The following is a 25,717-nucleotide window of genomic DNA, read 5'->3' as shown; positions in this document are numbered from 1 at the left end:
TGCACAAAAAAAGTTTTGATTACAGCCAACAATATATTTACCATCTCAAGTCAGAAACAATTTGAAAAAATAGCACTTAAGGTGTTTCGTTTTCAATATGAAAACAATAAAGTATATCGTAATTTCTGTGATTTTTTAAACATAAATCCGCAACAGGTAAAATCTCTGGAAAAAATTCCGTTTCTACCGATTCAGTTTTTCAAAAGCCACGAAGTAGTTTCAAATTCTGATTTCCCTCAGGTAACTTTTACCAGTAGCGGTACTACCGAAATGGTTACGAGCCGGCATTTGGTTTCGGACGTTTCCCTATATGAAGAAAGCTACCGAAAAGGCTTTTCACAATTTTACGGCAATATCGAAGACTACGTTGTTTTAGCCCTTTTACCATCTTATTTAGAACGAGATGGCTCTTCGTTAATTTATATGGTCGAAGACTTAATAAAACTATCCAATCAGCCTGAAAGCGGGTTTTATTTACACAACCACGACGACCTGATTAAAAAGCTGACTGCATTGGATGAATCAGGCCAGAATGTGATTTTGATTGGCGTTACATATGCTTTATTAGATTTAATTGAAAAACATCAATTCAGTCTTCAAAATACCATTATTATGGAAACCGGCGGAATGAAAGGCAAACGTAAAGAAATGATTCGCGAAGAACTGCATGAACAGCTTTGTAAAGGCTTTGGCGTTTCTTCAATTCATTCAGAATATGGTATGACCGAACTTTTGGCGCAGGCTTACTCTTTAGGTGAAGGCGTTTTCGAATGTCCTTCCTGGATGCATGTTCTCATGCGTGATCCCGAAGATGCGCTAACATATGTGAAAGACGGAAAAACAGGTGGAATCAATGTGATTGATTTAGCCAATATCAATTCCTGTTCATTTATCGCCACACAGGATTTAGGCAAAAAAAATCCCAACAACTCTTTCGAGGTATTGGGACGTTTTGATAATTCTGATATTCGTGGCTGTAATTTGATGGTACTGTAAGCAATCTTTCTTTGTTTCTTTGTCTCTTACTTCTATTTTACATAATTAGTAAGAATATACGTAATTTATTAACCTACAATTAATATACGAAAAATACTGGATTTATATTTTAAAATTACTTTTAAATAAAATTTTAAATATAAAATCATGAAGAAAATTACTTTAGTATTATTTTGCTTTTTAACCTTAATTGGATGGTCACAGAATCCAGATTACAGGTATCACGATCTAGAAGATTTGGGACCCAATATAGAATGGGCTATTTCAATTGAATGCACTCATCACTTCAGTCCTTTACGAGTTATAGAATTAAATTTAAAACAAAATTACAAACTAAAAGTAGGTAATATATATAAAATTGACTTAGGTTTAGGTGAGGGTACAAGATATTACAGAGTAAAATATACAGATGATATTCCTTATGAAAGAGGAATAGATATATATACTCCTATAGACTTTGGCGCACCAATTACTGATTTATGTAATTCTTTATCTTGGAAATACATAAGACCTATTTTATTAGGATCAACATTGCAAGAGGCTCAAAATAACTTTTGTTCGAACTTAACAGTTAATAATACCAGAGAAATGGTAAATATTAAAATAGCAAAATCGTTAGCTTCAGGTGATGTTTGTTTTATGGATTTTGGCAAAGGTGCTAATTATTATTTAATTGATGGGGCAAGTGTAGAAAGCGGTGATGCAGATTATGAAGTAGACTCTACAGACAGTAATTCACTTTTTTCTATTGTTGCATTTAACTGTCAAAAACCCGACTTGCAAGCTGTAGCAGTTACTCCATCTACTTATGAAGAGCTCTATAGAGGTTCAATAAAATCAGCAACTTTTACAATAAGAAATATAGGTACAAATATTCAAAGTGCCACTACTACACTTACATTTTATCTTTCAAAATCAAGCAATTATACAGATGGTAGTGACGATACACAACTACTTACCGCTACTCAGTGGGTCACGCCTTCAAATGCAAATAATAGCTATACTGCAAGTGTGGTTTATACTGTCCCTAATACTATTAGCAACGGTCAGTATTATCTAACTATGAGAATAACTAACACTGAAGATTTTAATGGATACAATAATATTGTGTCGTCACCTTATAAAATAGTTATAAAAGATGGGACATCTCCAACAAATCCAAACCCAAATCCAACAGGAAAACCGGATTTAGTTATCGATCGAAATAATACAATTGTTTTTAGTAATTGTTTTGATTGTCCCGCAGCACTAAGTGATTTAGGAAACAGAAGACACACTATAAGCAATCAATCCGGAAGTATCAATTTACAGGCAATAACCATTAAAAATACTGGAAACGCTGCATCGACTCCTACAAACCTTCAGTTTTATTTATCAACTGACGGTATTATTGACACAGCTGATTTAAAATCTACTGCAGGTAGTATCACAATAAACGCAATAAACCCAGGAGCTTCAATTACAGTATCGAAAACAATTTTCTCTTCTGATTTTGGTAATATCGGCACAACATTTACCGGAAACAGAAACATTCTTATTTCAGTTGATGACTCTAAAACAAATGCTGAATCAAATGAAAATAATAACGTGACTGCCATACCTGTAACTTTCTATAATCCTTTTGGAAAAATAGTACAATCCAAATTAGAAGCTGAAGAGGTTAAGCAACCCTATTCTATTAATGTTTATAATTTCCAAGGTCAAAAAGTTTTAACAAAAGAAGTTAGCTCTGAAGAAGAAGAAAACAAATCATTAGATTCGTTAAAAAGCGGTATTTATATGATTAAATCTAAAAATGAAACCCGAAAAGTTATTAAATAAAAAATATTCACTAAAACGAAAAAGCATCGGCTACCGCTGATGCTTTTTATATTTTTAATTAAGTTTTCTGAATAAGAACTAAATAATTCGAATCACAAAATAATTTTTCTTACCGCTTTGCAATAACACAAACTGATTGTTGATTAAATCATTTACTGTCAAAACAAAATCTTCTTTTATTTTTTCTCTGTTAACCGAAATAGAATTAGCTGTTAAAGCTCTTCTCGCTTCTCCATTTGATTTAAAGAAACCTGTTTTTTCATTTAAAACAGTGATAATGTCTAAACCATTTTCAAGATCAGCTTTTGCAATTTCGGCTTGCGGAACTCCGTCAAAAACTTCTAAAAAGGTTTTTTCATCCAATTTCTTTAAATCATCCGCAGTTGAATTCCCGAACAAGATATTCGAAGCCTGAATCGCTTTTTCTAATTCTTCTTTGCTGTGAACAAAAATAGTGATTTCTTCAGCTAATTTCTTTTGCAAAACTCTTAAATGCGGTGCTGCCTGATGTTCTGCAATCAAAGCTTCTATTGTTTCTTTATCTAAAAAAGTAAAGATTTTAATGTATTTTTCCGCATCAGCATCAGTAGCATTTACCCAAAACTGGTAAAATTTATATACCGAAGTTTTATCAGCATCCAGCCATACATTTCCTCCTTCAGACTTTCCGAATTTAGATCCGTCTGCTTTTGTAATTAAAGGCGTTGTCAATGCAAAAGCTTTCGCATTTTCTCCGCCCATTCTGCGCACTAATTCTGTACCTGTGGTAATATTTCCCCATTGGTCAGAACCTCCCATTTGCAAAAGGCAGTTGTTGTTTTTATATAAATGATAAAAATCGTATCCCTGAATCAGTTGGTAGGTGAATTCTGTGAAAGACATTCCTTCACCTTCTCCGTTAATTCTCTTTTTAACAGAATCCTTCGCCATCATATAATTTACCGTAATACGTTTTCCAACTTCACGGGCAAAATCAATAAACGAGAACTCTTTCATCCAGTCATAGTTATTTACCATGATTGGTCCGTTTGGTTCATTTGAATTAAAATCTAAAAAACGCGACAGAACACTTTTGATTCCGGCAACATTTTTAGCTAAAGTTTCTTCGTTCAACAGATTTCTTTCATCAGATTTTCCGGATGGATCACCAATCATTCCGGTCGCACCACCCACCAAAGCAACAGGCTGATGACCAAAATTCTTTAAATGAACCAATAAAATAATCTGAACCATACTGCCAATATGCAGCGAATCTGCCGTTGGATCAAAACCAATATAAGCCGATGTTACCTCTTTTAGCAATTGTTCTTCCGTTCCTGGCATGCTATCATGGTACAAACCGCGCCACTTTAATTCTTCAACTAGATTCTTCATTTTAAAATATTTTTGCGCAAATGTAATCAATATCAATTTCAATGGCAAAAAACAATGGCAATGGCAAATTCAAAAAGCAATGACAATGTCAAAACTCAGTTTCAAAACTCAGTTTCAAAACTCAATAAATTTTAAATTCCATGCCTTAAAAAATTCTAAATTCCAATTTTTTCAAGGGCTGTTTACATTTCGTTTCTGTTTTGTAAAAATAAGACCGTAAGGGATTACAGTGATTAGAACTGCACCAACAGGGAAATAAATGTAATTTGGAGTAAAAAAACTTTGAGCCTTTGCATCTTTGTAACTTTGTAACTTTGACCCAAAACAGTATATTTACAAAATGGTATTAGTAACAGGAGGAACCGGTTTAGTTGGCGCACATTTATTGCTTCATTTGATTGAAAATGGAGAAAATGTCAGGGCTATTTATCGCAGCCAAAACAATATCCAAAAAACAAAATCGGTTTTTGAATTGTATAAAAAAGGCGATTTATTCGAAAAAATCAATTGGCTTGAAGCCGATATATTAGACGTTCCTTCCCTTGAGACTGCTTTCATCAATATAGAACACGTTTATCATTGCGCTGCCCTTATTTCTTTTGATCCAAAAGATGAGGATGCACTTCGAAAAACCAATATCGAAGGAACTGCCAATATGGTTAATTTTTCTTTAGCAAAAGATGTAAAGAAATTCTGTTTCGTAAGTTCTATTGCTGCTTTGGGAGATTTACAGCCACATGAAACTTATATCACTGAAGAAACTGACTGGAATCCGGAAAAACCACACAGCGACTACGCTATTTCAAAATACGGTGCCGAAATGGAAGTCTGGAGAGGCGTTCAGGAAGGCTTAGATGTCATTATTGTAAATCCCGGCGTTATTTTAGCTCCCGTTGCTACAAAATCAATTTTTGAACACGGAAGTAATGAACTGTATCTAAAAGTAAGTAAAGGACTTTCATTCTACACCCTTGGAAAAAGCGGATTTATCACTATAAATGATGTTGTAAGAGTAGCTTTTGAGCTCATGAAAAGCAATATAAAAAATGAACGTTTTACGGTAATTGCTGACAATATTGTGTTCAGGGATATTCTGAACACGCTTGCTGAAGTTTTAAAAGTAAAAAAACCAACAATTCACGCCAAACCAATATTTATGAATCTTCTTTGGATTGCAGACAGTATCTTTTCAACTCTGTTCTTTCAAAAAAGAAGCCTTACAAAAGCCACTGCAAAAGCTTCTTATTCTAAAAATCTGTATTCGAATGAAAAAATAAAAACCGCTCTGGGAACGGTTTTTCTGGATGTGCATGAATACATAAAAGAAGCATCGAAATTATAATCCTTTATGCTGAAGACTTCTCTTTCTTTTTATAGAATCGATGTCAGCTTTTTTAATTACTTTCTTTTTGACAGAATCTTTAGGAGTTTCATTTAAGTTTTTCTTTTTAGCTTCAGCTGCTTTTTTTGCTTTTTCTTTTTTTTCTTCAGCTTTCAGCTTTTTCTCAGTACTCTTTTTTTCTCTATCCAGCCTCGCATTTATTTCATCAAACATTTCTTTGTAGCTATCATAATCAGCTGCATAATAAATGTTACTTTGTGCAAATTGCAGACTGTCAACTTTGTATTTTTTAAAAATAAACTTTGTTGGGTTAGATGCAACTGAATCCAGCGACAAAGGCTGCTGGTATTTTATAGCTTCCAAAAGAGATAAATCATATATTATATCGATCATCTTATCTTTCTCTATAAGTTTAGCCGGTTCTTTGACCAGCTCTTTTTTACAGCTTACAGAAAGAAACACAACCAATATTATAAATACAAAATTCTTCATTTGCAGTTTATCTGTTAAATAATAATCGTTTTCCGGCACGGATGTCTTTTACTTTAAAATTATTATAAACCATTTCTCCGTTTACAAAAGTATGTGTAATTCTCGATTTGAAAGTAAAATTTTCAAACGGAGACCAGCCGCATTTATACAATATATTGTCTGGTTTCACACTCCATGGCAAACCTGGATTTACAATAACCAAATCTGCATAATAACCTGCTTTAATAAAACCTCTTTTTTCGATTTTAAAAATCTTCGCAGGGTTATGGCACATTTTCTCTACGATTTTTTCCACCGTGATTTTCCCCTGATGGTACGCTTCAAACATTGCAACAACAGCATGCTGCACTAAAGGTCCTCCTGAAGGCGCTTTTAAATAAGATTGTAATTTTTCTTCCTTTGTATGTGGTGCATGATCGGTTGCAATAACGTCAATACGGCCATCATTTAAAGCTTTCCAAAGTTCTTTTCTGTCTGCATCCGTTTTTACGGCAGGGTTCCATTTGATAAAATTTCCTTTAGTTTTGTAATCTTCATCGGTAAACCAAAGATGATGTACACAAACCTCAGCTGTGATTTTTTTATCTTCCAACGGAATTTTATTCGTAAACAATTCCATTTCTTTCGCGGTTGAAAGATGGAAAATATGCAGACGGGCTCCTGTTTTTTTCGCCAAAGCCACCGCTTTTGAAGACGAAATATAACAAGCTTCTGCACTACGGATCAGATTATGCGCCGTAACCGGAATATCATCTCCATATTTTTCTTTGAATTCAGCCAAATTATTCTGAATCGTGGTTTCATCTTCACAATGAACCGCAATTAGCATTGGCGTACTCGAAAATATTTTTTCTAAAGTCTCTTCTTTATCAACCAGCATATTTCCGGTTGAAGACCCCAGGAAAATCTTGATTCCGGCAACATTTTTAGGATTTGTTTTTAACACTTCCTCCAGGTTATCATTCGTAGCTCCCATCATAAAGGAATAATTAGCGAATGATTTCTGGGAAGCTATTTGGTATTTATCTTCTAAAATTTCCTGTGTAACAGCATTCGGAACTGTATTTGGCTGTTCGATGAAAGAAGTAATTCCTCCTGCTACGGCAGCTCTCGACTCCGATTCAATATCCCCTTTATGTGTAAGTCCCGGTTCCCTAAAATGTACCTGGTCGTCAATTGCGCCCGGAATCAGAAAATTTCCTTCGGCATCTATTACTTTACAATCGGATGATTTTAGACTGATGCTGTCTGCAACTTCTACAATTAAGTCGTTTTCGATTAAAACATCACCTTCAAAAATTGATCCTTCGTTTACAATTTTGGCATTCTTAATTAAAATCCTGTTCATCGCCGTTCGTTTATAGTGTATTGAATATTTTTTTTAATCGAAGCGAAATAACTCCAAGTATTGCTTCTTTAATAATGGCATTGCTCATTTTTGAGACTCCTTTTGTACGATCGGTAAAAATAATCGGAACTTCTGTTATTTCAAATTTACCACAATAAGTTCTATATTTCATTTCGATTTGAAAAGCGTATCCAACAAATTTGATTTTATCGAGATTTATCTTTTCCAGAACCTCTCTTTTATAACACACAAAACCTGCTGTTGCATCGTGAATTTTCATTCCGGTAATAAACTTTACATAAACCGAAGCAAAATAAGACATCAATACCCTGCTAAGAGGCCAGTTTACTACGTTTACTCCTGTAACATAACGTGACCCAATAGCTAAAGAAGCCCCTCCAAGATGACAGGCATTGTACAATTTTTCAAGATCATTTGGGTTGTGTGAAAAATCAGCATCCATTTCAAAAATGAAATCATATTTACGTTCCATAGCCCATTTGAAACCATGAACATAAGCTGTACCAAGACCAGATTTTTTAGCTCTTTTTTCCAGAAACAGTCTTCCCGGAAATTCTTCCTGAAGCGCAATCACTTTATCAGCAGTGCGATCAGGAGAATTATCATCGATAATTAAAAGGTGAAAAGATTTATGTTGCGAAAGTACAGCACGTACTATACTTTCTATGTTTTCAATTTCGTTATAGGTAGGAATTATGACAATACTATCACTCATTTTTTCTGCGTAATTTCACCGCAAAAGTAAACTTTTTTATAGCATTTGGTTCATAATAAATCTATAATAAAAGTATTGACACAAAAAATTACTAATTTTGTAAATGTTATGATGGAACAGTTTCACCTCAGGATAATAGAAAACAAAGATTGGGCAACACTTTTATTTGTGTTGGCTTTTGCTGTTGTTGCGATTACTAAATCAGCATATGAAAACAGATTTAGCGAATTTACCAGACTTATTTTCTCGGATAAGTACGTTAAAATTTACCGCGACGTTTCACATCTCAGAAGCAGTTTTACAGTAGCCTTATTTTTTGTACAAATTATTTCGTATGCCTTTTTCATACAAATTACAATGCACATCTTTGAGTTTCCGGTAAAAACAGAAAAAACAGACTGGATGCTTTTTACCCAAATTGTCACTTTTCTGACCTATTTTATATTAGCTAAATATTTAATTGAAAAAATCGTAGGAACTTCTTTCAACATTAATGAATTTGTCGATCTTTTCAACTTACAAAAAGCAACTTACAGAACCTATATTGGTTTATTAATACTTCCCGTTAATGCAATTTTGTTCTATCATGACGATATTCCTAAAATCATACCATTAGCAATCATAGGTGTTTCAGCATGCATCAGTATGTTTTCATACTTTATTTCAATTAAAACTTATCAAAATACAATAATCAATAAATTGTTTTATTTTATTTTGTATCTTTGCGCTCTTGAAATAGCCCCTTATTATTTCCTGTATTATTGGATTACTAAGGCGGCTCAGTAAATGTCTATAATATGAAAGTGAAAACAATTTTGGTGTCACAGCCTGAACCTAAAGTGGAAAACTCCCCTTACTTTGAGCTCCAACAGAAACACAAAATAAAAATTGATTTCAGACCTTTTATTCATGTGGAGGGAGTTAGTGCAAAAGAAATCCGATTACAAAAAATCGATCTTAATCATTACACTGCAATTATTTTAACAAGCCGAAATGCGGTTGATCATTTTTTCAGAGTTGCTGACGAAATGCGTTACAAAGTTCCTGAAGGATTGAAATATTTTTGTCAATCTGAAGCGGTGGCTTTTTACCTGCAAAAATATGTGGTCTACAGAAAACGTAAAATTTATGTTGGCGCGAAAGATTTTGCAGATTTATCTCCGCTTATTAAAAAATACAAGGACGAAAAATTCTTATTGCCGGCTTCTGATCAGTTAAATGCTGATGCACCAATAACTTTAAACGGTTTGAAAGTAGACTGGGCACAAGCTATTTTCTACAGAACTGTAATGAGCGACTTGTCAGATTTAGCAGACGTTTATTATGATGTTTTGGCTTTTTTCAGCCCAACGGGAATAAAATCATTGTTTAAAAACTTTCCTGATTTTAAACAAAACAATACCCGAATTGCTGTATTTGGAAGCACAACTCAAAAAGAAGCTTTAGACCATGGTTTAAGAATTGACATTCTTGCCCCGACTCCTGAAACTCCTTCTATGACAATGGCTCTGGAAAAATACATTGCCGAAGCAAACAAAGCGAAATAAATTCTAAAATATACAATCTTAAAAAATCCAGATTCCAATTTAACACTTGGGATTTGGATTTTCTTTTTCAGACCAATTTAACTACATTTGATTTCTATTCTAAACTCAAATTACAAGAATAGTTTCAAATTTTAAGTTATGAAAATCAATTCCCTATTAATTGAAATTGACGGTATCGACAAAGAAATCCTTCGATATCTTATGGACGATGCCCGCAAACCTATTCTTCAAATTGCCAATAAAATAGGCATTTCGGGAGCGGCGATTCATCAGCGTTTGAAGAAGCTGGAACAATCCGGTGTGATATCAGGGTCAAAATTTACTGTAAACCCAAAAGTTTTAGGCTACAATACCATGGCATTTATTGGTGTTTATCTCGACAAAGCTTCCGGAAATTCCGAAGCTGTAAAAGAACTTAGAAAAATTCCTGAAGTTTTAGAATGTCATTATACTACCGGAAACTGGTCAGTTTTAATTAAAATTATCTGTCGTGACAACGAACATTTAATGCAGCTTTTAAATACCAAAATTCAGGCAATTGAGGGGGTTTCGAGAACTGAAACCTTCATTTCACTGGATCAGCAGATTGACAGACAGATTCAGCTGTAAAATTAGATAATGTGTCAATTTGATAATTTGATAATATTCAAAACACATATAAATAATAAACCCGACAGATTTGAAAATTTGTCGGGCTTTATAAATAATTATCTAATCGGCTAATTATCTCAATTGCCACATTAAAACTAATTCCTTCTGCTTCCTGAATAAATCGAAATATAATACAACAAGGTTGCAATTGAACCAATAGCTGCTACCACATACGTTCTCGCTGCCCATTTTAATGCATCTTTTGCTCCCGCCTGCTCTTGTTGTGTGAGCATTCGTTTATTTTCTAACCACGCGAGCGCACGATTACTTGCATCATATTCAACAGGTAAAGTTATAATTGTAAACAATGTTGTTGCGGCAAAAATCACGATACCTACTAATAATAATTGTGGAAAAGTCCTGATCATCAGGATTCCGGCCAATAAAATCCATTGTACATAATTGGATGCTACGCTTACAATAGGCACTAATGCCGAACGCATTGTCAGCCACTCATAACCAATTGCATGCTGCACCGCATGACCGCACTCGTGAGCCGCAACTGCTGCTGCTGCTGCATTTCTGTGATTGTAAACCGCCTCGCTTAAATTAACCGTTTTATCTGCAGGATTATAATGATCTGTCAATTGACCCGGAGTCGAAATCACACGAACATCGTAAATACCATTGTCTGCGAGCATCTTTTCGGCAATTTCCCTCCCGCTCATACCGTTTTGTAATTGCAGTTTGGAGTATAATTCGAATTTACTTTTTAGTCTTGAACTTACCAGCCAGCTAAATAACATTATAGCCCCGGCAATAATTAAATATCCACTTCCCATGATTTTATTTGATTTGATTGAATCTAAATTTACAAAACGATCTGCAAATTATGAACCATTTTAACAAAATGTCATTTTGGCATTTTTATACCCATTATGTCTCAGTTCAGCATATTGTTTTTGAGTAGAAAAGCAATTAGTTCTGCCACATTCTTCATTTTGTATTTTTGAAGAATATTACGGCGATGGGTTTGAACAGTCAAAAAACTTAGAAATAAATCGTCGGCTATCTCCTGAGTTGACTTTCCTTGCGATAACAATAGTGCAATATCACGCTCTCTTCTGCTTAAAGCCGGAATTCGCTCTAAATCTTCACATAATGGCTGGCTAATTATAGTTTTCACTTCTTCACTAAACACAATTTCACCTTCGATTGCTTTATAAGGGGGCATATTCAAGTGCTTTATCAGCCTTTAGTTGGAAATGAATTTTCTTTATATGTAGATTTTGATTATGATAGTGACTTACTTAAAAATTAAAACTAATATATTACAATTGATTTTATATTAGATTTAATAATATCTAAAAAAAGCACTTCAAATTGTATTTTGAGGTGCTTTTTGGTTTTTTTTTATGATTCTAACTGATGCGTTGCCTCCTCGAATCTCTGAATGAGACTATTTATTTTGTTCTGCTGTTTTTTGATTTGTTTGGGGCGAATGAAAAACCAGTTGAATAAAATCCATAAAAACGTTATCCCATAAGTCAACACTGCTCCCAAAAGAGTCATTCGGCTAGCGTATTCATACATATACAGGCCAATCCCGGCACTTAGCATCAGAAAATACAGGCTCATCATATTAGTTTGTAAAAATTGCTGTTTCTTTTTAATCAAAACTAATTTTTGGAGGTAATCATGATTGGTTATAGTTGCGTCAATATCTTTATATTTCCCAAATAATTTATTGTAAACTAACAGATAAATCACCATAGCGAGAATCACCAAAACGATTCCGATCTTAGTTGATATCAACTGAGGCTTAAAATACATCCAGATAAAAATTATAAAAATACTTGTTGCCAAAAGCATAATATTGGTCATCCATAAACTGCGCAGTGCCATTTTTTTAAACACGCTCACCCTGGAAAGCAAATCCTGCATGTCAGGCTGGCTTACGGTTTGTTTTTTCCATAAATCTTTAAAATCTATATTATTATCGTGGTCCATGTTCTTTAAATTTTTGAGTCAGTTTTTCTTTTATTCTGTGAATTTTCACGCGTACATTGGCTTCAGAAAGCCCAACTATTCTGGCAATTTCCGACTGTTTTAGATCTTCTAATTCCAGTGAAATAATAATACGGTCTGTTTCTGGTAATTCGGCTATACATTTGTATAAAAATTGAATATGGGGTTCAATCGAAGTTTGTTTTTCTTCGCTCAGATGAACCGGCAGATCTGATTTTGGAAAACGTTTGTCTTTTTCAATCTGTCTTAAACAGTTATTCGAAGCAATTCTAAAAATCCAGGTTCCAATTGCCGACTCGTTTCTAAAAGTTTCCAGTTTCTGCCATACGATTATAAAGGTTTCCTGGGCGAGATCCTGCGCGATATCATAATCGTTAACAAAGCCCATGCATAGCCTGAAAATTCTGTCCCAATATGTTTTGTAGATAGTTTCAAACTCCATTATTCAGGTTTTAAAAAATTATTTAATTGTTCCAGATACCAGGCTGTATCATCGTACATAATAAAATGAAGCCCTTTCGCAGCGTATTTAAAATCAGCCGTTTTCAAATTTTTATATTGTTCCTCAATTGCAGGTTTTAAATTTATAAAATAAGACTCTAACAAAATTAACGACGGGCATTTTATCTGTGCAATCCTGTTTCTCAAATCGGTATTATAAAAATCACAATACATTTCGGCAAAAGTTTTTCGATCTGATTTTACACTCCAATCCACAACCATTTCCAGTTTTGATTGATCTGCCAAAAGTCTTGGCATTGTTTGTTTCTGCATATCGTAAAATTGCTTTTCATTCATAGCCGTCATTTGTTTTACAGCTGGCGAGCAGTCATTATTTTCTTTTGATTGAAAAGAAGGATCCGAAAGCGAGGCCAAACATGGTAAAGCATCAACAACGACAATACTTCCAACCAATTCAGGATAATCTGAAGCAATTGCCAAAGCCAAACCGCCTCCCATACTGTGCCCGATTACAACTGGTTTTTCTATTTTTTGATCTTTAATGAATGCTGCAATTCCGTCTTTCCAGTTTTTAAATGAAGAATTTTCTACAGGTTTTGCGCCAGCGAAACCGGCCATTGTAAGTGTATAACAAGTAAAATTTTTTTCGAAATTGACTTTGGTTTCATTCCAAACATCGCCAGAAGAAGCAAATCCCGGAATGAATATTATTGATTTTTTTCCGTTTCCGGTTTTTACAACTTCAAAAGGATACGATTTACTTTGTGCAAAAACATTTAAACATAATGCTGAAAATAAGAATGCGATAACTAAGATGATATACTTTTTCATTTTAATAGTTTTAAGTTTATAAATAATCGGATCCGTGCTTTGGATACGGCAACTATTAAAATGTTACAAAATTTTGAAAATTTTCAATAATTAAATTCCAATATTGGAATGTTTTTTTTAACCGCAAAGTATGCGGAAGTTTTCGCAAAAAGTATGCTAATTTACTTACTTGAAAAGGCGAGAGGGCACAAAGTTTTTTCTACCAATTTTGTCATCCTCAAGGAACGAGACTCGAGCGATAGCTAACAGGCGAAGCAAATCACACTAGAAATTCAGCAAAGTATATCGCCAATCTTTGTCGAGTCTCTAGCGTGATTTCTCCTTTCGAAAGGAATGACAATATTCGGATGAAGTTTCTCGTTTAATATTACCAAAAACTTTCAAAATCTTAAAACCTTAGCAACTGAAGACCTCAGAACCTTCCTCAAATTAAACCTTTCTAAAAAACAAAAGTCTTATCTTAAACTAACCTCTTTGTTATGAAAAAAAGCAATCTTTGGTCGTTACGATTGGGCTTCTCAGGAAAAGAATCTAATAAAATAGAAAAACTGGGATTGGAAAAATTTCTAAAAAAATCCTATTATTCAAAGTTTGATACACAACTTCCCGCTTTTTTAGAAAACACACCCAAGACCACTGCCGAATTAAAAGCGCTTCGGCAATCACTAAAAGATCTGGATCCGGAAGAAAAAAAGAAAATCCAGAGAAAAGAAATTTATACCACAGGCGAATTAAAACAATGGTGGATTGCAAAAATGCAAACCGATGAATTTCCACTGCGCGAAAAAATGGTTTGTTTCTGGCACAATCATTTTGTCTCTGCTTCCCAAAAAGTAAAAATCAATTACTGGCTTTACCAGCACAATATGATTTTGCGTGAAAATGCTTTTGGGAACTTCAAAGAAATGACCAAAAAGATTGTAAAATCGAATGCTATGGTTAAATACCTGGATAACATTGACAACAAAAAAGGCAAGATCAACGAAAACCTAAGCCGTGAGTTACTGGAATTATTCACCATCGGAATCGGGAATTATAGCGAAGACGATATCAAAAACGGAGCAAGGGCTTTGGCAGGATTAAATCTTGGTGATGAAGGTGCTGTTTACCAGCCAAAAGCAGAAGATAACGGTAATAAAACGTACTTCGGGAGAACGGGAAACTGGAAAGCCGATGATCTGGTGGATATTATTTTCGAACAAAAAAATATTCCGTACCTGATTACCCGAAAAATCCTGAAATGGTTTCTTTATGATGACCCATCAGAAGAAATGGTGATTCGGTATGGCGATTATTTTAGGAAATCGAACTTTGAAATCAAGCCTCTGCTAACCAAAATGTTTACCGAAGAATATGCCAAAGACAAGACCGGAAAAAAAATAAAAGATCCTTTAGTTTATATTTTGCAGCTTACTGATGAATTGCAGCTGGACGACTATGATGAGAGCATGATTGCCGCATTCCTGAAACAGCAAGGGATGGATTTGTATAATCAGTTAAATGTAAAAGGCTGGGATGGCGGAAATGCATGGCTGACTTCACAGGTGTATTTGCAGCGAAACAATACTTCAGATTTGCTTTGCAGTGGTCGAAAACTTCCTAAAAAAGCGTCTGGCATTATGATGATGGATGAAGAAAATATAAAGCCGAAAAAAGAACTGGAGAAAAGAGAAGTAAAGATAAAATTCGATTCTAACGGAAACAATAAAACCATCATTGCAGACTTATCCAACAGATTGTTATTTGAGGTAAATAGTGAAATGCAGAAAGATATGGAAAATTTACTCAAGTATGATTTTGACCCTAAACAACCCAATGCCAATTTTGCCGTAATTCGTTTGTTTAATTACATCACCAAATTGCCGGAATATCAATTGATTTAAAACGCAGCGCTATGAACAGAAGAAATTTTCTAACCCTGACAGGGACTTTTACCGGCGGAATGCTGGTGCTTCCAAATTTTTTGCATGCTTTTGGCCAACAGAACAATCTGATTACTGGAGAGCAATGTCTGGTATTTGTTCAGCTCAACGGAGGAAACGACGGTCTGAATACTTTTATTCCGTATGAAGATCCTTTGTATTACGATTTGAGAACAAAAATTTCCCTGAATAAAGACGTTGTTGTGGGCAAAAATAGAGGAATGGCGTTTCATCCTGCTTTAAAAGATTTTGCGCAGATGCAGCAAAACGGAGATTTAACGGTAATTCAAAATGTGGGCTATCCGGAGCCGGTGCGTTCCCATTTCCGTAGTCAGGAAATTTGGCAAACAGCGGCAGATTCCAATAAATATATAAATCAGGGATGGCTTGGGCGTTATTTGGATGTACAATGTCACGATCATCAGCCAACCGCCGGAATCAATCTCGATTCTATCGATAATCTGGCTTTGAAAGGAATGGAGCCGAACTCAATCACAGTTAAAGACCCAGATCGTTTTAAGATAAAAACGGGCAAGGAAAATGTAACATTATCTGAAAATCCGCAATTGGACTTCGTGCGCAAAATTGCCAATTCGGTTGTCGAAGGATCAGATGACATTCAGAATGCACTAAAGCAATCGAAAACAGAAATCAGTTATCCAAAAACCGGATTGTCCAAAAATCTGGAATGGATTGCAAGACTCGTAAAAGGAAACCTGAATTCAAAAGTGTATTACACCTCGCTTGGCGGATTCGATACGCATGATAACCAGCTTTCTATCCACGAACGCAAATTAACAGAACTAAACGATGCTTTATACAGTTTTTATACCGACTTGAAACAAGCTCAATTGCTGCAAAATGTAACGATTGTGGTGTTTTCAGAATTTGGAAGACGCGTAAAAGACAACGGCAGCGGAACTGATCACGGAACGGCAGCGCCAATGTTTGTAATAGGAGGAAGTAATAAAGGAACAATTCTGGGTAATAATCCAAATTTAACCGATTTGGATAATGGCGATTTAAAACACCAAATTGATTTTAGGTCAGTTTATGCATCATTGTTACAGCAAAAAATGGAATTCGATTATTCGAAAATCGGAATTAAAAATAGTCCGGTTTCTGGCTTGTTTTAAAATTTTCAGGAGCTATTCCCGCTTTTCGTTGCAATCTTTTGTGCCGAACCCCGGCACAAAAGGATTTTCACTGCAAACGAAGTTCACTGAACTCGAATTAAAATAAATAATAGTGAAGTAATCGGGGCTAAAAAAACATTCGTATTCAAAATTAAATTTGTCTAAATTTGTAATAGGCAATTAAATAGAAAGAACATGGAAGTTAAAGATTTATCTAAATATAGTGATGCCGAATTTTTTTTTTTGGCTGAACAACTATGGGATAGTGTTTCCAAAAAAGACTTAGAAATTTCAGAGGATATAAAAAAAGAATTGGATGTTAGAATCCAGAATTTAGAAGAAGGAAAAGCAGGGCTATATTCCTGGGATGAGGTTAAGTCTCATTTAAAATCTATGTAGTTATGGGCTATTTTTTCAAAACCTATAAAAGCATGCGGCATTTTGGTATTTTAATTCTGTTAGTATTTGCATTTTCTTCTTGTAATCAAAAGGAAAATTTTCCCAAAAAAGATTTTAATGGAAATAGAATATATTACAATGTGCAAGATTTTACTAATAATCCAAATTTTCTAAGAATTAAGTCTAATTATCAAACTGTAGATACAAGCTGTATTTTTCAAAAAATAAAAGCTCTTAAAGATATTCAAGATGGAAAGTTAGTATTTTATACAGAATCGAGAAAGGAATTTGAGTTAATCAAATCAATTTTGAAAAAATACAATGTAGAAACTAAAAGTTTTGTTGGTGGATGTTTAAGACCTGGGAGATTTGATCCTTTTTGCTACCGTAATGAAATGCAAGAGGAAATTTACAGAAGATTTGGTGACGTTTTTATTGACTCAATATTAGAAGTTTCACGTAAAACCTACATTAATATTCACCCAAAAGAAGCGTATTTTGAAGACGGTCTTGATTTAAGGGAAAAATACTTATCAAGATGAAACTGACCATAACATTGGTTTTGCGAGGTTGTATTTTATGTATGCCTTTCATTTGAAATTGATTCCAAAAAGATTAAAATCTTAGAAGCTTAGCAACTCAGATCCTTAGAACCTTTTCAAAAATACCAATTGTAAAAATCTTATTTTAAGCCAGATTTATTAAAATATCATACAAAACGGATGTATTTTGTTAAGAAATCCTTTTTTGTTTCATAAAATGCAATATTTTTTTTGGTGAGGTCAAAATAATTTATACATTCGCACAGAATTTAAAAAATAACACAAACAAAATGGCAACTAACCGTTTTTATTTTAGCAACAACTTTTATTTCTTCTTTAGTAGAAGTTAGGATTGTGCTATGGTTATTTGAAACAAAATTTAAGACAAATAAAACTAATATACAATCCTGATGAAAATCAGGATTTTTTTTTGACTATATGACAACTAAAATTGCAATACAAGGTATCAAAGGTTCTTTTCATCATCAGGTAGTGAAAGAGTATTTTGCTGAAAATGTTGAAATCGACGAATGTTTATCTTTTGAAGAATTGGTTGACAGCCTTATTGCCGGAAAATCAGATCAGGCGGTTATGGCAATCGAAAATTCTATTGCGGGGCCGATTATTCCGAATTATGCTTTGATTGACAAGAATAATTTACACATAATAGGAGAACATTATTTGAGCATTCATCAAAATTTAATGGCTTTAAAAGGTCAGAAGATTGAAGACATAAAAGAAGTTCATTCGCACCCGATGGCACTATTGCAATGTATGGATTTCCTGAAAACGTATCCAAATATCAAATTGGTTGAAGATAAAGATACGGCGGAAACGGCAAGAAGAATTCAGGAAAAACAATTAACCGGAATTGCAGCGATAGGAAGTAAAGTAGCTTCAGAAATGTACGAGCTTGAAATTATTGCACCGGAGATTCAGACAATCAAAAACAACATGACCCGTTTTGTAATCATTAAAAAGCAAAATTCATTTTTGCCAGAAAGCGAAATCAACAGAGCTTCCATCAAATTTGAACTGGATCATAAAAGAGGAAGTCTGGCAGCGGTTCTAAACGTAATGAGCGACTGCAAACTGAATTTGACCAAAATCCAGTCGCTTCCAAAAATTGAAACACCCTGGAAATATTCGTTTTTTGTAGATGTGACATTTGAAAAATACGAAGATTACGCAAAAGCAAAAGCATTGTTGAATATAATGGCAGAATATTTTAAAGTATTGGGGGAATATAGAAACACCAAGCCATAAATGGCAAATTTCAATTTTTAAAATACCAAATTCCAATCCTTCGGGATTAAAAAACAGAAAATTCTAAAAGAGAATACATAAGAATCATGATTACAACAGCAAAACGATTAGACACAGTTGAAGAATACTACTTCTCCTCAAAATTGAGAGAAGTGAGACAATTGATGTCTGAAGGAAAACCAATCATCAGTATGGGAATTGGAAGCCCTGATTTGAGTCCGTCAAAAGCAGTAATTGAAGCAGTAGCTGCAGCAATTCAGGATGAAAACGGACATGGTTATCAAAGCTATCAGGGATTACCGGAAATGAGACAGGCGATGGCGGATTTTTATAAAGATCAGTTTGGTGTTGCAGTGAATCCAAATAATGAGATTTTACCATTGATGGGTTCGAAAGAAGGAATTATGCATATTTCGTTGGCATTTTTAAATGAAGGCGATCACGTTTTGATTCCGAATCCGGGGTATCCGACTTATACTTCGGTAACTAATTTGGTTCAGGCAGTTCCGGTTTATTATGATTTGAAAGAAGAAAATGCCTGGGAACCGGATTTTGAAGCTTTAGAGAAATTAGATCTTTCGAAAGTTAAAATTATGTGGTTGGGATATCCGCACATGCCGACAGGAGCGAGAGGAAGTTCAGCGTTATTTGAAAAACTGGTAGCTTTTGCTAAAAAACACAATATATTATTGATTAACGACAATCCATATAGTTTTGTTTTGAATGATAATCCGATGAGTTTACTGCAGTTTGAAGGAGCGAAGGATGTGGCTTTAGAGTTGAATTCGCTTAGTAAAACATTCAACATGGCAGGCTGGAGAGTCGGAATGGTTTTAGGAAATCCTGAAATTATTGATGCAGTTCTAAAAGTAAAAAGCAACATGGACAGCGGAATGTTCTACGGAATTCAGAAAGGAGCGATTGCAGCTTTGAAATGTGATAAATCGTGGTTTGAAGATAATAATAAAATTTACAGACGCCGTAGAGAATTAACCGAAAAACTGGCTGAGAAACTAGGTTGCAAAGTATATAAAGAAGGAGTTGGCTTATTTGTTTGGGCTAAACTTCCGGAAGGCATCGAATCAGCAGAAAAGTTCATTGACGAAATATTATACGACAAACATATTTTTATAACGCCGGGAACCATTTTTGGAAGTAACGGTGAAGGATATATAAGGTTCTCATTATGTGTTAAGGAGGAAAAGATACAGGAAGCGATTGATAGGTTTTAGATAAAGTTTGTCATTTTCGAGGAACGAGAAATCGCACTCGGAACTCGACAAAGATTGAAGAAATAGCGGATGGAATTTCTAGTGCGATTTCTCCTTTCAGTCGAAATGACAAAAAAGGCGAATAAATCTAAAGGTCTTGAAAAAACAAAAAGCCCTAGCCCTGATAGAAGCGGCATCCTTTTATGGTGGGGTTCACCATAAAAGATAAAGCGGATAGCAGGAATTAGCTTCAAATAAAAATAAAGATGAAAGTATATGTAATAGGAATAGGGTTAATAGGTGGCTCAATGGTGCTGGACATCAAAGCGCAACATCCGAACGCGACTATTTTTGGAATCGATAATAACGAAAAACATTTGCAGGAAGCAATTGATTTGGGTGTTGTCGAAAAATCCGGAAAAATGGAAGATTTGGCAGATGCCGATTTTGTAATTGTTTCGGTTCCGGTTGATGTGGCACTGACGGTTTTGCCAAAGGTACTCGATGTAGTTGGAGATAAAACAATTGTTTTTGAAGTGGGTTCGACTAAAAAACCAATCTGTGACGCAGTGGCAAGTCACCCGAAAAGAAGAAATTTTATTGCGACGCATCCAATTGCCGGAACAGAGTTTTCAGGACCATCGGCAGCAATAAGAGGTTTGTTTCAGGGAAAAACAAATATTATATGCGAAGTGGAAAAAACCACTTTTAAACTGCAGGAAAAAGCTTTGAAACTTTTTGCAGAAATCGGAATGAGAATTCGATATATGGATCCGGTTTCGCACGACAAACATATTGCTTACGTTTCGCATTTGTCGCACATCAGTTCTTTTATGCTCGGAAAAACGGTAATGAATAAGGAAAAAGACGAGCAGGATATTTTTGACATGGCGGGAAGCGGATTTGAAAGCACGGTTCGTCTTGCAAAAAGTTCGCCGGCGATGTGGACACCGATTTTCAAACAAAATAAAGAACACGTCTTAGAAACCTTAGAAGAATATATTGCAAACCTGAGCCGGTTTAGGGATTTGCTGAAAGAAGAAGATTACAACGCCATTTTTAATGAAATGGAAAGCACAAATAAAATAAAAGAGATATTAAACGGATTAACAATAACTAAAAAGTAAATTAGAATAAGATGGAAAATAAGAAAGAAATGAGAAAGTGGTTAGAAGATTTCAATTTAGATCACCCACTTGTGATAGCTGGACCTTGTAGTGCAGAAACGGAAGATCAGGTTTTGAAAATTGCTCACGAATTAAAAGATTCTAAAGTAAGCGTTTTCAGAGCTGGAATCTGGAAACCAAGAACGCGTCCGGGAGGATTTGAAGGTGTTGGTGAAATCGGATTGAAATGGTTACAAAAAGCAAAAGCTGAAACTGGTTTGTTAATGGGAACTGAGGTTGCAACTGCAGCGCACTGTAAACTAGCATTAGAACATGATATCGATGTATTATGGGTTGGTGCTCGTACAACTGCAAACCCTTTCGCAGTTCAGGAAATTGCTGATACTTTAAAAGGAACAGATAAAATCGTTTTGGTTAAAAACCCTGTAAACCCGGATTTAGCTTTATGGTTAGGTGGTGTTGAGCGTTTACACATGGCAGGTATCGAGAAATTAGGAGTTATCCACAGAGGTTTTTCTACTTACGAAAAAACAAAATACAGAAACATTCCGGAATGGCAGATTGCGATCGAATTGCAAAATAAATTCCCTGATTTACCATTAATCATCGACCCATCTCACATTACTGGAGATCGTAAAATGATTTTCGAAGTAACGCAAGAGGCTTTAGATTTGAATTACGATGGTATGATTATCGAAACGCACTTCGACCCAGACAATGCCTGGTCTGATGCTGCACAGCAAGTTACTCCGGATGCTTTGAAACAAATCATTAAAGATTTGACTATCAGAAAAACGGATGATACTACAGATGAGTACAGCCAAAAAATGACGAAACTGAGAGCTAACATCGATGTACTTGATGCTAACTTATTAGAGCTTTTAGGAAAACGTATGAAAGTAGCTGACGAAATTGGTCAGGTGAAAAAAGATGCTAACGTAGCAATTCTTCAAAACAGCCGTTGGAATGAAATTTTAGGAAAAATGATTTTAGAAGGTGAGAAAAAAGGTCTTACTGAAGAGTTTGTTTTGAGAATGTTTAAAGCAATTCACCAGGAAAGTATCGGTCACCAGGAGAAAATTTTCAATGCATAATTTTTTCTGAACCATATAAGTGATATAAGTTAATTTAAGTTTTAGTAAACTGCATTTAAAAGTTTTCTTATAGCATTAATTGAAAATTAATTGTTTTTAAGAATCTCCATCGTTTTTGCGTTGGGGATTTTTTGCGTTAATGAACTTATATTGCTTATATGGTTTCAATATTAGATTTTTTTGAAAATAAAGTTTTTTCTTCCCAACCTTTTTAGTTTTTTTGATCTCTATATTGAAATACAATCTTAACTTTCGAGTCATGAAATCAAAAATGTTTAAGCCAGAAAATTTTCAAGCCAGTTTGAAATTATTATTCTATGTTTTGTTATTTTTCGGAACCAAAACTTTTGCACAAAGTCCAGAGATGACGGTCAAAGGAGAAGACGCTGAAAAAGTCAGAATGAGTCAGCTTATTGTGAATGTAAAAGTGGTGGGGAATATCGCCTATACGACTGCCGAAATGCACTTTTTCAATTCAGGAAATCGCCAGATGGAGGCAGAACTTATTTTTCCACTGCCGGAAAATGTTTCCGTTTCGAGGTATGCCATTGATATTAACGGAAAAATGCGCGAAGCCGTTCCGGTAAATAAAAATAAAGGCAAGCAGGTTTTTGAAGCGATTGAGCATCGAAGAGTTGATCCGGGATTATTGGAAAAAGTGGATGGAAATAACTTTAGAACCAGAATTTATCCGTTGATGCCAAATGGAGAACGTATTGTAATTATTGGTTATGAAGAAGAACTTTCGGCTTCAGACAAAAATAATCTGGCGTATCAACTGGTAAGCCGCTATCCTAAGAAATTAGATAAATTTTCAGTAAAGATTTCCGTTCTTGGCGCTACAACTTCACCCAAAATTACTGAAAAGTCGTCCAGGATTTCTTTTTCAAAATGGAATCAGTCTTTTGAAGCGTCTTTCGAAAAAGAAAATTATCAGCCAGAAGAAAAGATCGTTTTTGAAGTTCCGATACAAAATAATGCGCCAGGCGTTTTGACTCAGGATGTTGGCGGTCAGTATTATTTTTATGGAAATACTTTTATTGAAGGAATTACTAAAGAAAGAAAAATTCCATCTTCAATCGGTTTAATCTGGGATAATTCTTTGAGCTGTCAGACTCGTGATTTGAAAAAGGAACTGGATTTGCTGGATTCTTATTTTCAAAAGATAAAAAATACAAAAGTGACTTTGTACTTTTTGAATTACACTTTTGAAAAGCAAAGAGAGTTTGTTATTTCTAATGGAAACTGGAGTGAATTAAAAACGGTTTTAGAAAATACAAAATACGATGGCGGAACACGCTACTCACAGTTAAATTTTGCAAATCATGATCAGTATCTGTTTTCTACAGATGGTTTGTCATCTTTGAGTGAAAATTCATTTCCTAAAACTAAAAAAGCGGTATTTACAATTTCATCTTGTGTATCGGCTGATTTTGCTTTTCTAAATTATACCGCTTCGCAAACGGGAGGTAATTTCATCAATTTAAACCAATTTAGTACCGAAAATGCTGTGGATAAATTGACGAATACAAATCTAAAGTTTTTAGGAATTAAAGATAACCTTTTAATTACCGATTTGTTTCCAATGGAAGGGACTTCAGTTTCGGGCAGTTTTAGTTTTGCCGGAATTTCTTTAATTCCTAAAAATGAAATTACATTGTTGTTTGGCAATGGAGACGATGCTGTTTTAGAAAGAAAGATAACTTTAGACGCTGCTCTTCAAAATACAAATGAAGTGAATATCGAAAAACTTTGGGTTCAGAAAAAGATTGCCAATCTTGAATTGCAATACGACAAAAATGCCCAAGAAATTGAATCTTTAGGAAAGAAATACGGCATTATAACCAAAAATACTTCGCTGATTGTTTTAGAAAATCTTCAGGATTATATTATGTATGATATTATTCCTCCTGCTGAATTACGCGCAGAATTTGACAGGATTAAAAAGCAGGAACATGACAGAAGTCTGGCACAGCAAAAGAATAATTGGGAAAATGTAGACATTTATTTTACAACATTAAATTCCTGGTGGAAAGAAGATAAAAAATATGTGGCTCCAAAAGTTTTACCAAAGTCTAAGAAAAGCAGGCAAATGCTTTCAGAAAGCATAAAAGGAGATGCAGATGCAGTTTTGACAGTAGACGAGCCAGTTGGCTCAGGGCCAGTAAGGGAGATAGTACAAGAGGATAATAATGTATATGATACTCCGGCGACACCACCAGTTGACATGGTTAAATTTGTTGCTCCTGTAGTTGCGAAATCGGAAGAAGTTACTGATGATGCACCAAAAATTGTAGATTTAAAAGATAAAAAAATTGGAAGTGAAGTTCTTGAAGGGTATCTTATGAAAGCAAAAATGATGGTTGGAGTATCAGAGACTATTTCTTCTGAGAAGCTTTCAAATAGTACGGATTTATCAGGTAATGAATTGAATTATGGTAGGGAGAACATTACGAATGCTTTCTCACGAGTTGACACTGTAAATAATTCGACTAATTGGAATCCTGACCGATTATATTTAAAAGCTTTAGCTTCGGCACCAAAAGAAAAACAATATGATTTGTATTTGGAATTAATAAAAGCACAGGAAAGAAATCCAAGTTTTTATTTTGATGTAGCGCATTTTTTCTACAATCAGGGCGATGTTAAAAAAGCATTGCAGGTAATTAGTAATATTGCCGATTTAGGATTAGAAAATCATCAGCTTTACAAAACATTGACTTATACTTTACGCCAGTGGCAGGATTATGATGATGCCGTTTTTACAGCCAAACAAGTCGTAAAATGGAGATCGCATGAACCACAAAGTTTAAGAGATTATGCATTAACTCTTGAAGATGCTGGAAAATATCAGGAAGCTTTTGATGAATTGATTAAAGCTTTAGAAGTAAATTATTATGGTGAAATGAGTAGGCAATATCAAGGGGTGGAAGATATTATTCTGATGGATATAAATCGAATGATTACAGAACATACGGGTTTGAAAACCGGAAAATTGGATAAAAAATATATTGATAAAATGCCGATAGATATTAGAATCATAATGAACTGGAATCAGATGGATGTAGATTTAGATTTGCATGTGATTGAGCCAAATGGCGAAGAATGTTATTACAGTCATACCAGTACTGAGGCAGGCGGAAGATTTTCAAAAGATTTTACGCAAGGTTATGGACCAGAGCAGTATTTAATTCGAAATGCAATTAAAGGAAAATATCAAATCAAGACGAATTATTTTGGTGAAACACAACTAACAGAAAATGGTCCGGCGACAATTATGGTAGAAATTTATACAACTAGAGGAGGAAAAACGACTAAAGTTTTAAAAACAATTCAGCTTGGCAAAATAAAGGAGAACGATGTGCTAGCTGAGATTATTTGGTAATAATAGCAAATTCAAAGGATAGATTTCAAATTTAAAAGGTGAAGTTGCGTTGTTCAATTCTAAAAAC

At 34.5% G+C, this 25,717-nt stretch carries 24 protein-coding genes; 15 read left to right on the top strand and 9 right to left on the bottom strand.

The window, feature by feature from the left end; all coding sequences use genetic code 11:
- Positions 1-15: 15 nt before the first annotated feature.
- Complete coding sequence (locus OZP09_RS10435) at positions 16-996, top strand: LuxE/PaaK family acyltransferase (protein WP_281310724.1); 981 nt, start codon at positions 16-18, stop codon at positions 994-996.
- Between the two features lie 147 nt (positions 997-1,143).
- On the top strand, positions 1,144-2,817 hold the full coding sequence (locus OZP09_RS10430) for a CARDB domain-containing protein (protein ID WP_269237729.1): 1,674 nt from the start codon (positions 1,144-1,146) through the stop codon (positions 2,815-2,817).
- 78 nt (positions 2,818-2,895) lie between these two features.
- On the opposite strand, the gene tyrS is transcribed toward OZP09_RS10430, so the two are convergent.
- Positions 2,896-4,191: a tyrosine--tRNA ligase gene (gene tyrS, locus OZP09_RS10425; protein ID WP_269237728.1), complete on the bottom strand. Its 1,296-nt coding sequence runs from the start codon at positions 4,189-4,191 to the stop codon at positions 2,896-2,898.
- A 340-nt stretch (positions 4,192-4,531) separates the two neighbouring features.
- On the opposite strand from tyrS, the gene OZP09_RS10420 reads away from it, so the two are divergent.
- Positions 4,532-5,533 carry an NAD-dependent epimerase/dehydratase family protein gene (locus OZP09_RS10420; RefSeq protein WP_269237727.1) on the top strand — a complete coding sequence of 334 codons (1,002 nt, stop codon included), beginning with the start codon at positions 4,532-4,534 and terminating at the stop codon, positions 5,531-5,533.
- Here the strand turns inward: OZP09_RS10420 and OZP09_RS10415 are convergent.
- The 3 genes from OZP09_RS10415 to OZP09_RS10405 are packed head-to-tail and all read right to left on the bottom strand — an operon-like array spanning position 5,528 to position 8,109.
- On the bottom strand, positions 5,528-6,025 hold the full coding sequence (locus tag OZP09_RS10415) for a DUF4296 domain-containing protein (RefSeq protein ID WP_281310723.1): 498 nt from the start codon (positions 6,023-6,025) through the stop codon (positions 5,528-5,530). The two genes, OZP09_RS10420 and OZP09_RS10415, sit on opposite strands and share 6 nt — an antisense overlap.
- Before the next feature lie 7 nt (positions 6,026-6,032).
- Positions 6,033-7,373, bottom strand: a complete 1,341-nt coding sequence (locus OZP09_RS10410) for a dihydroorotase (RefSeq protein WP_269237725.1) — start codon at positions 7,371-7,373, stop codon at positions 6,033-6,035.
- 10 nt (positions 7,374-7,383) lie between these two features.
- Positions 7,384-8,109, bottom strand: coding sequence for a polyprenol monophosphomannose synthase (locus OZP09_RS10405; protein WP_269237724.1), 726 nt, complete (start codon positions 8,107-8,109; stop codon positions 7,384-7,386).
- A gap of 108 nt (positions 8,110-8,217) precedes the next feature.
- Here OZP09_RS10405 and OZP09_RS10400 point away from each other — a divergent pair, with 108 nt between their 5' ends.
- From OZP09_RS10400 to OZP09_RS10390, 3 genes are all read left to right on the top strand, one after another.
- Positions 8,218-8,895 (top strand): DUF4271 domain-containing protein, encoded by a 678-nt coding sequence (locus tag OZP09_RS10400; RefSeq protein WP_269237862.1) that lies wholly within the window; start codon positions 8,218-8,220, stop codon positions 8,893-8,895.
- 11 nt (positions 8,896-8,906) lie between these two features.
- Positions 8,907-9,656 (top strand): uroporphyrinogen-III synthase, encoded by a 750-nt coding sequence (locus OZP09_RS10395; protein ID WP_163410085.1) that lies wholly within the window; start codon positions 8,907-8,909, stop codon positions 9,654-9,656.
- A 138-nt stretch (positions 9,657-9,794) separates the two neighbouring features.
- On the top strand, positions 9,795-10,265 hold the full coding sequence (locus OZP09_RS10390) for an Lrp/AsnC family transcriptional regulator (RefSeq protein ID WP_163395318.1): 471 nt from the start codon (positions 9,795-9,797) through the stop codon (positions 10,263-10,265).
- Positions 10,266-10,402: 137 nt separating this feature from the next.
- Here the strand turns inward: OZP09_RS10390 and OZP09_RS10385 are convergent, their stop codons facing one another.
- The 5 genes from OZP09_RS10385 to OZP09_RS10365 all read right to left on the bottom strand — a co-directional run bounded on the left by OZP09_RS10385 (position 10,403) and on the right by OZP09_RS10365 (position 13,568).
- Positions 10,403-11,089: a zinc metallopeptidase gene (locus tag OZP09_RS10385; protein WP_278011329.1), complete on the bottom strand. Its 687-nt coding sequence runs from the start codon at positions 11,087-11,089 to the stop codon at positions 10,403-10,405.
- A gap of 101 nt (positions 11,090-11,190) precedes the next feature.
- Positions 11,191-11,481, bottom strand: coding sequence for a response regulator transcription factor (locus tag OZP09_RS10380; RefSeq protein ID WP_269237722.1), 291 nt, complete (start codon positions 11,479-11,481; stop codon positions 11,191-11,193).
- 179 nt (positions 11,482-11,660) lie between these two features.
- Positions 11,661-12,257, bottom strand: a complete 597-nt coding sequence (locus tag OZP09_RS10375; RefSeq protein ID WP_269237721.1) for a hypothetical protein — start codon at positions 12,255-12,257, stop codon at positions 11,661-11,663.
- Positions 12,244-12,717 (bottom strand): RNA polymerase sigma factor, encoded by a 474-nt coding sequence (locus OZP09_RS10370; protein WP_269237720.1) that lies wholly within the window; start codon positions 12,715-12,717, stop codon positions 12,244-12,246. Before OZP09_RS10370 ends, OZP09_RS10375 begins: the two co-directional genes overlap by 14 nt.
- The gene (locus OZP09_RS10365) at positions 12,717-13,568 is read right to left on the bottom strand and encodes an alpha/beta fold hydrolase (RefSeq protein ID WP_281310722.1); all 852 of its coding nucleotides are present in this window, start codon (positions 13,566-13,568) and stop codon (positions 12,717-12,719) included. The genes OZP09_RS10370 and OZP09_RS10365 overlap by 1 nt, the downstream gene beginning before the upstream one ends.
- Before the next feature lie 479 nt (positions 13,569-14,047).
- On the opposite strand from OZP09_RS10365, the gene OZP09_RS10360 reads away from it, so the two are divergent.
- The 9 genes from OZP09_RS10360 (at position 14,048) to OZP09_RS10320 (ending at position 25,650) form a co-directional block, all read left to right on the top strand.
- Entirely contained in the window at positions 14,048-15,451 is a 1,404-nt protein-coding gene (locus OZP09_RS10360) for a DUF1800 domain-containing protein (protein WP_281310721.1), read from the top strand.
- Positions 15,452-15,462: 11 nt separating this feature from the next.
- Positions 15,463-16,626: a DUF1501 domain-containing protein gene (locus OZP09_RS10355; RefSeq protein WP_269237716.1), complete on the top strand. Its 1,164-nt coding sequence runs from the start codon at positions 15,463-15,465 to the stop codon at positions 16,624-16,626.
- 195 nt (positions 16,627-16,821) lie between these two features.
- Entirely contained in the window at positions 16,822-17,025 is a 204-nt protein-coding gene (locus tag OZP09_RS10350) for an addiction module protein (protein WP_281310720.1), read from the top strand.
- 2 nt (positions 17,026-17,027) lie between these two features.
- Complete coding sequence (locus OZP09_RS10345; RefSeq protein ID WP_269237714.1) at positions 17,028-17,567, top strand: hypothetical protein; 540 nt, start codon at positions 17,028-17,030, stop codon at positions 17,565-17,567.
- Between the two features lie 438 nt (positions 17,568-18,005).
- Complete coding sequence (locus tag OZP09_RS10340; protein ID WP_281310719.1) at positions 18,006-18,833, top strand: prephenate dehydratase; 828 nt, start codon at positions 18,006-18,008, stop codon at positions 18,831-18,833.
- Between the two features lie 86 nt (positions 18,834-18,919).
- Positions 18,920-20,065, top strand: coding sequence for a pyridoxal phosphate-dependent aminotransferase (locus OZP09_RS10335; protein ID WP_281310718.1), 1,146 nt, complete (start codon positions 18,920-18,922; stop codon positions 20,063-20,065).
- Between the two features lie 245 nt (positions 20,066-20,310).
- Positions 20,311-21,171, top strand: a complete 861-nt coding sequence (locus OZP09_RS10330) for a prephenate dehydrogenase (protein ID WP_269237713.1) — start codon at positions 20,311-20,313, stop codon at positions 21,169-21,171.
- Positions 21,172-21,182: 11 nt separating this feature from the next.
- Entirely contained in the window at positions 21,183-22,265 is a 1,083-nt protein-coding gene (locus tag OZP09_RS10325) for a bifunctional 3-deoxy-7-phosphoheptulonate synthase/chorismate mutase type II (RefSeq protein ID WP_223683413.1), read from the top strand.
- 259 nt (positions 22,266-22,524) lie between these two features.
- The gene (locus tag OZP09_RS10320; protein WP_269237712.1) at positions 22,525-25,650 is read left to right on the top strand and encodes a DUF2135 domain-containing protein; all 3,126 of its coding nucleotides are present in this window, start codon (positions 22,525-22,527) and stop codon (positions 25,648-25,650) included.
- The last annotated feature ends 67 nt before the right edge of the window (positions 25,651-25,717 follow it).

It is taken from the genome of Flavobacterium flavigenum, assembly GCF_027111255.2.
In the GTDB taxonomy this organism is placed as follows: domain Bacteria; phylum Bacteroidota; class Bacteroidia; order Flavobacteriales; family Flavobacteriaceae; genus Flavobacterium; species Flavobacterium flavigenum.
This window is presented reverse-complemented; position numbering and strand designations above follow the sequence as displayed.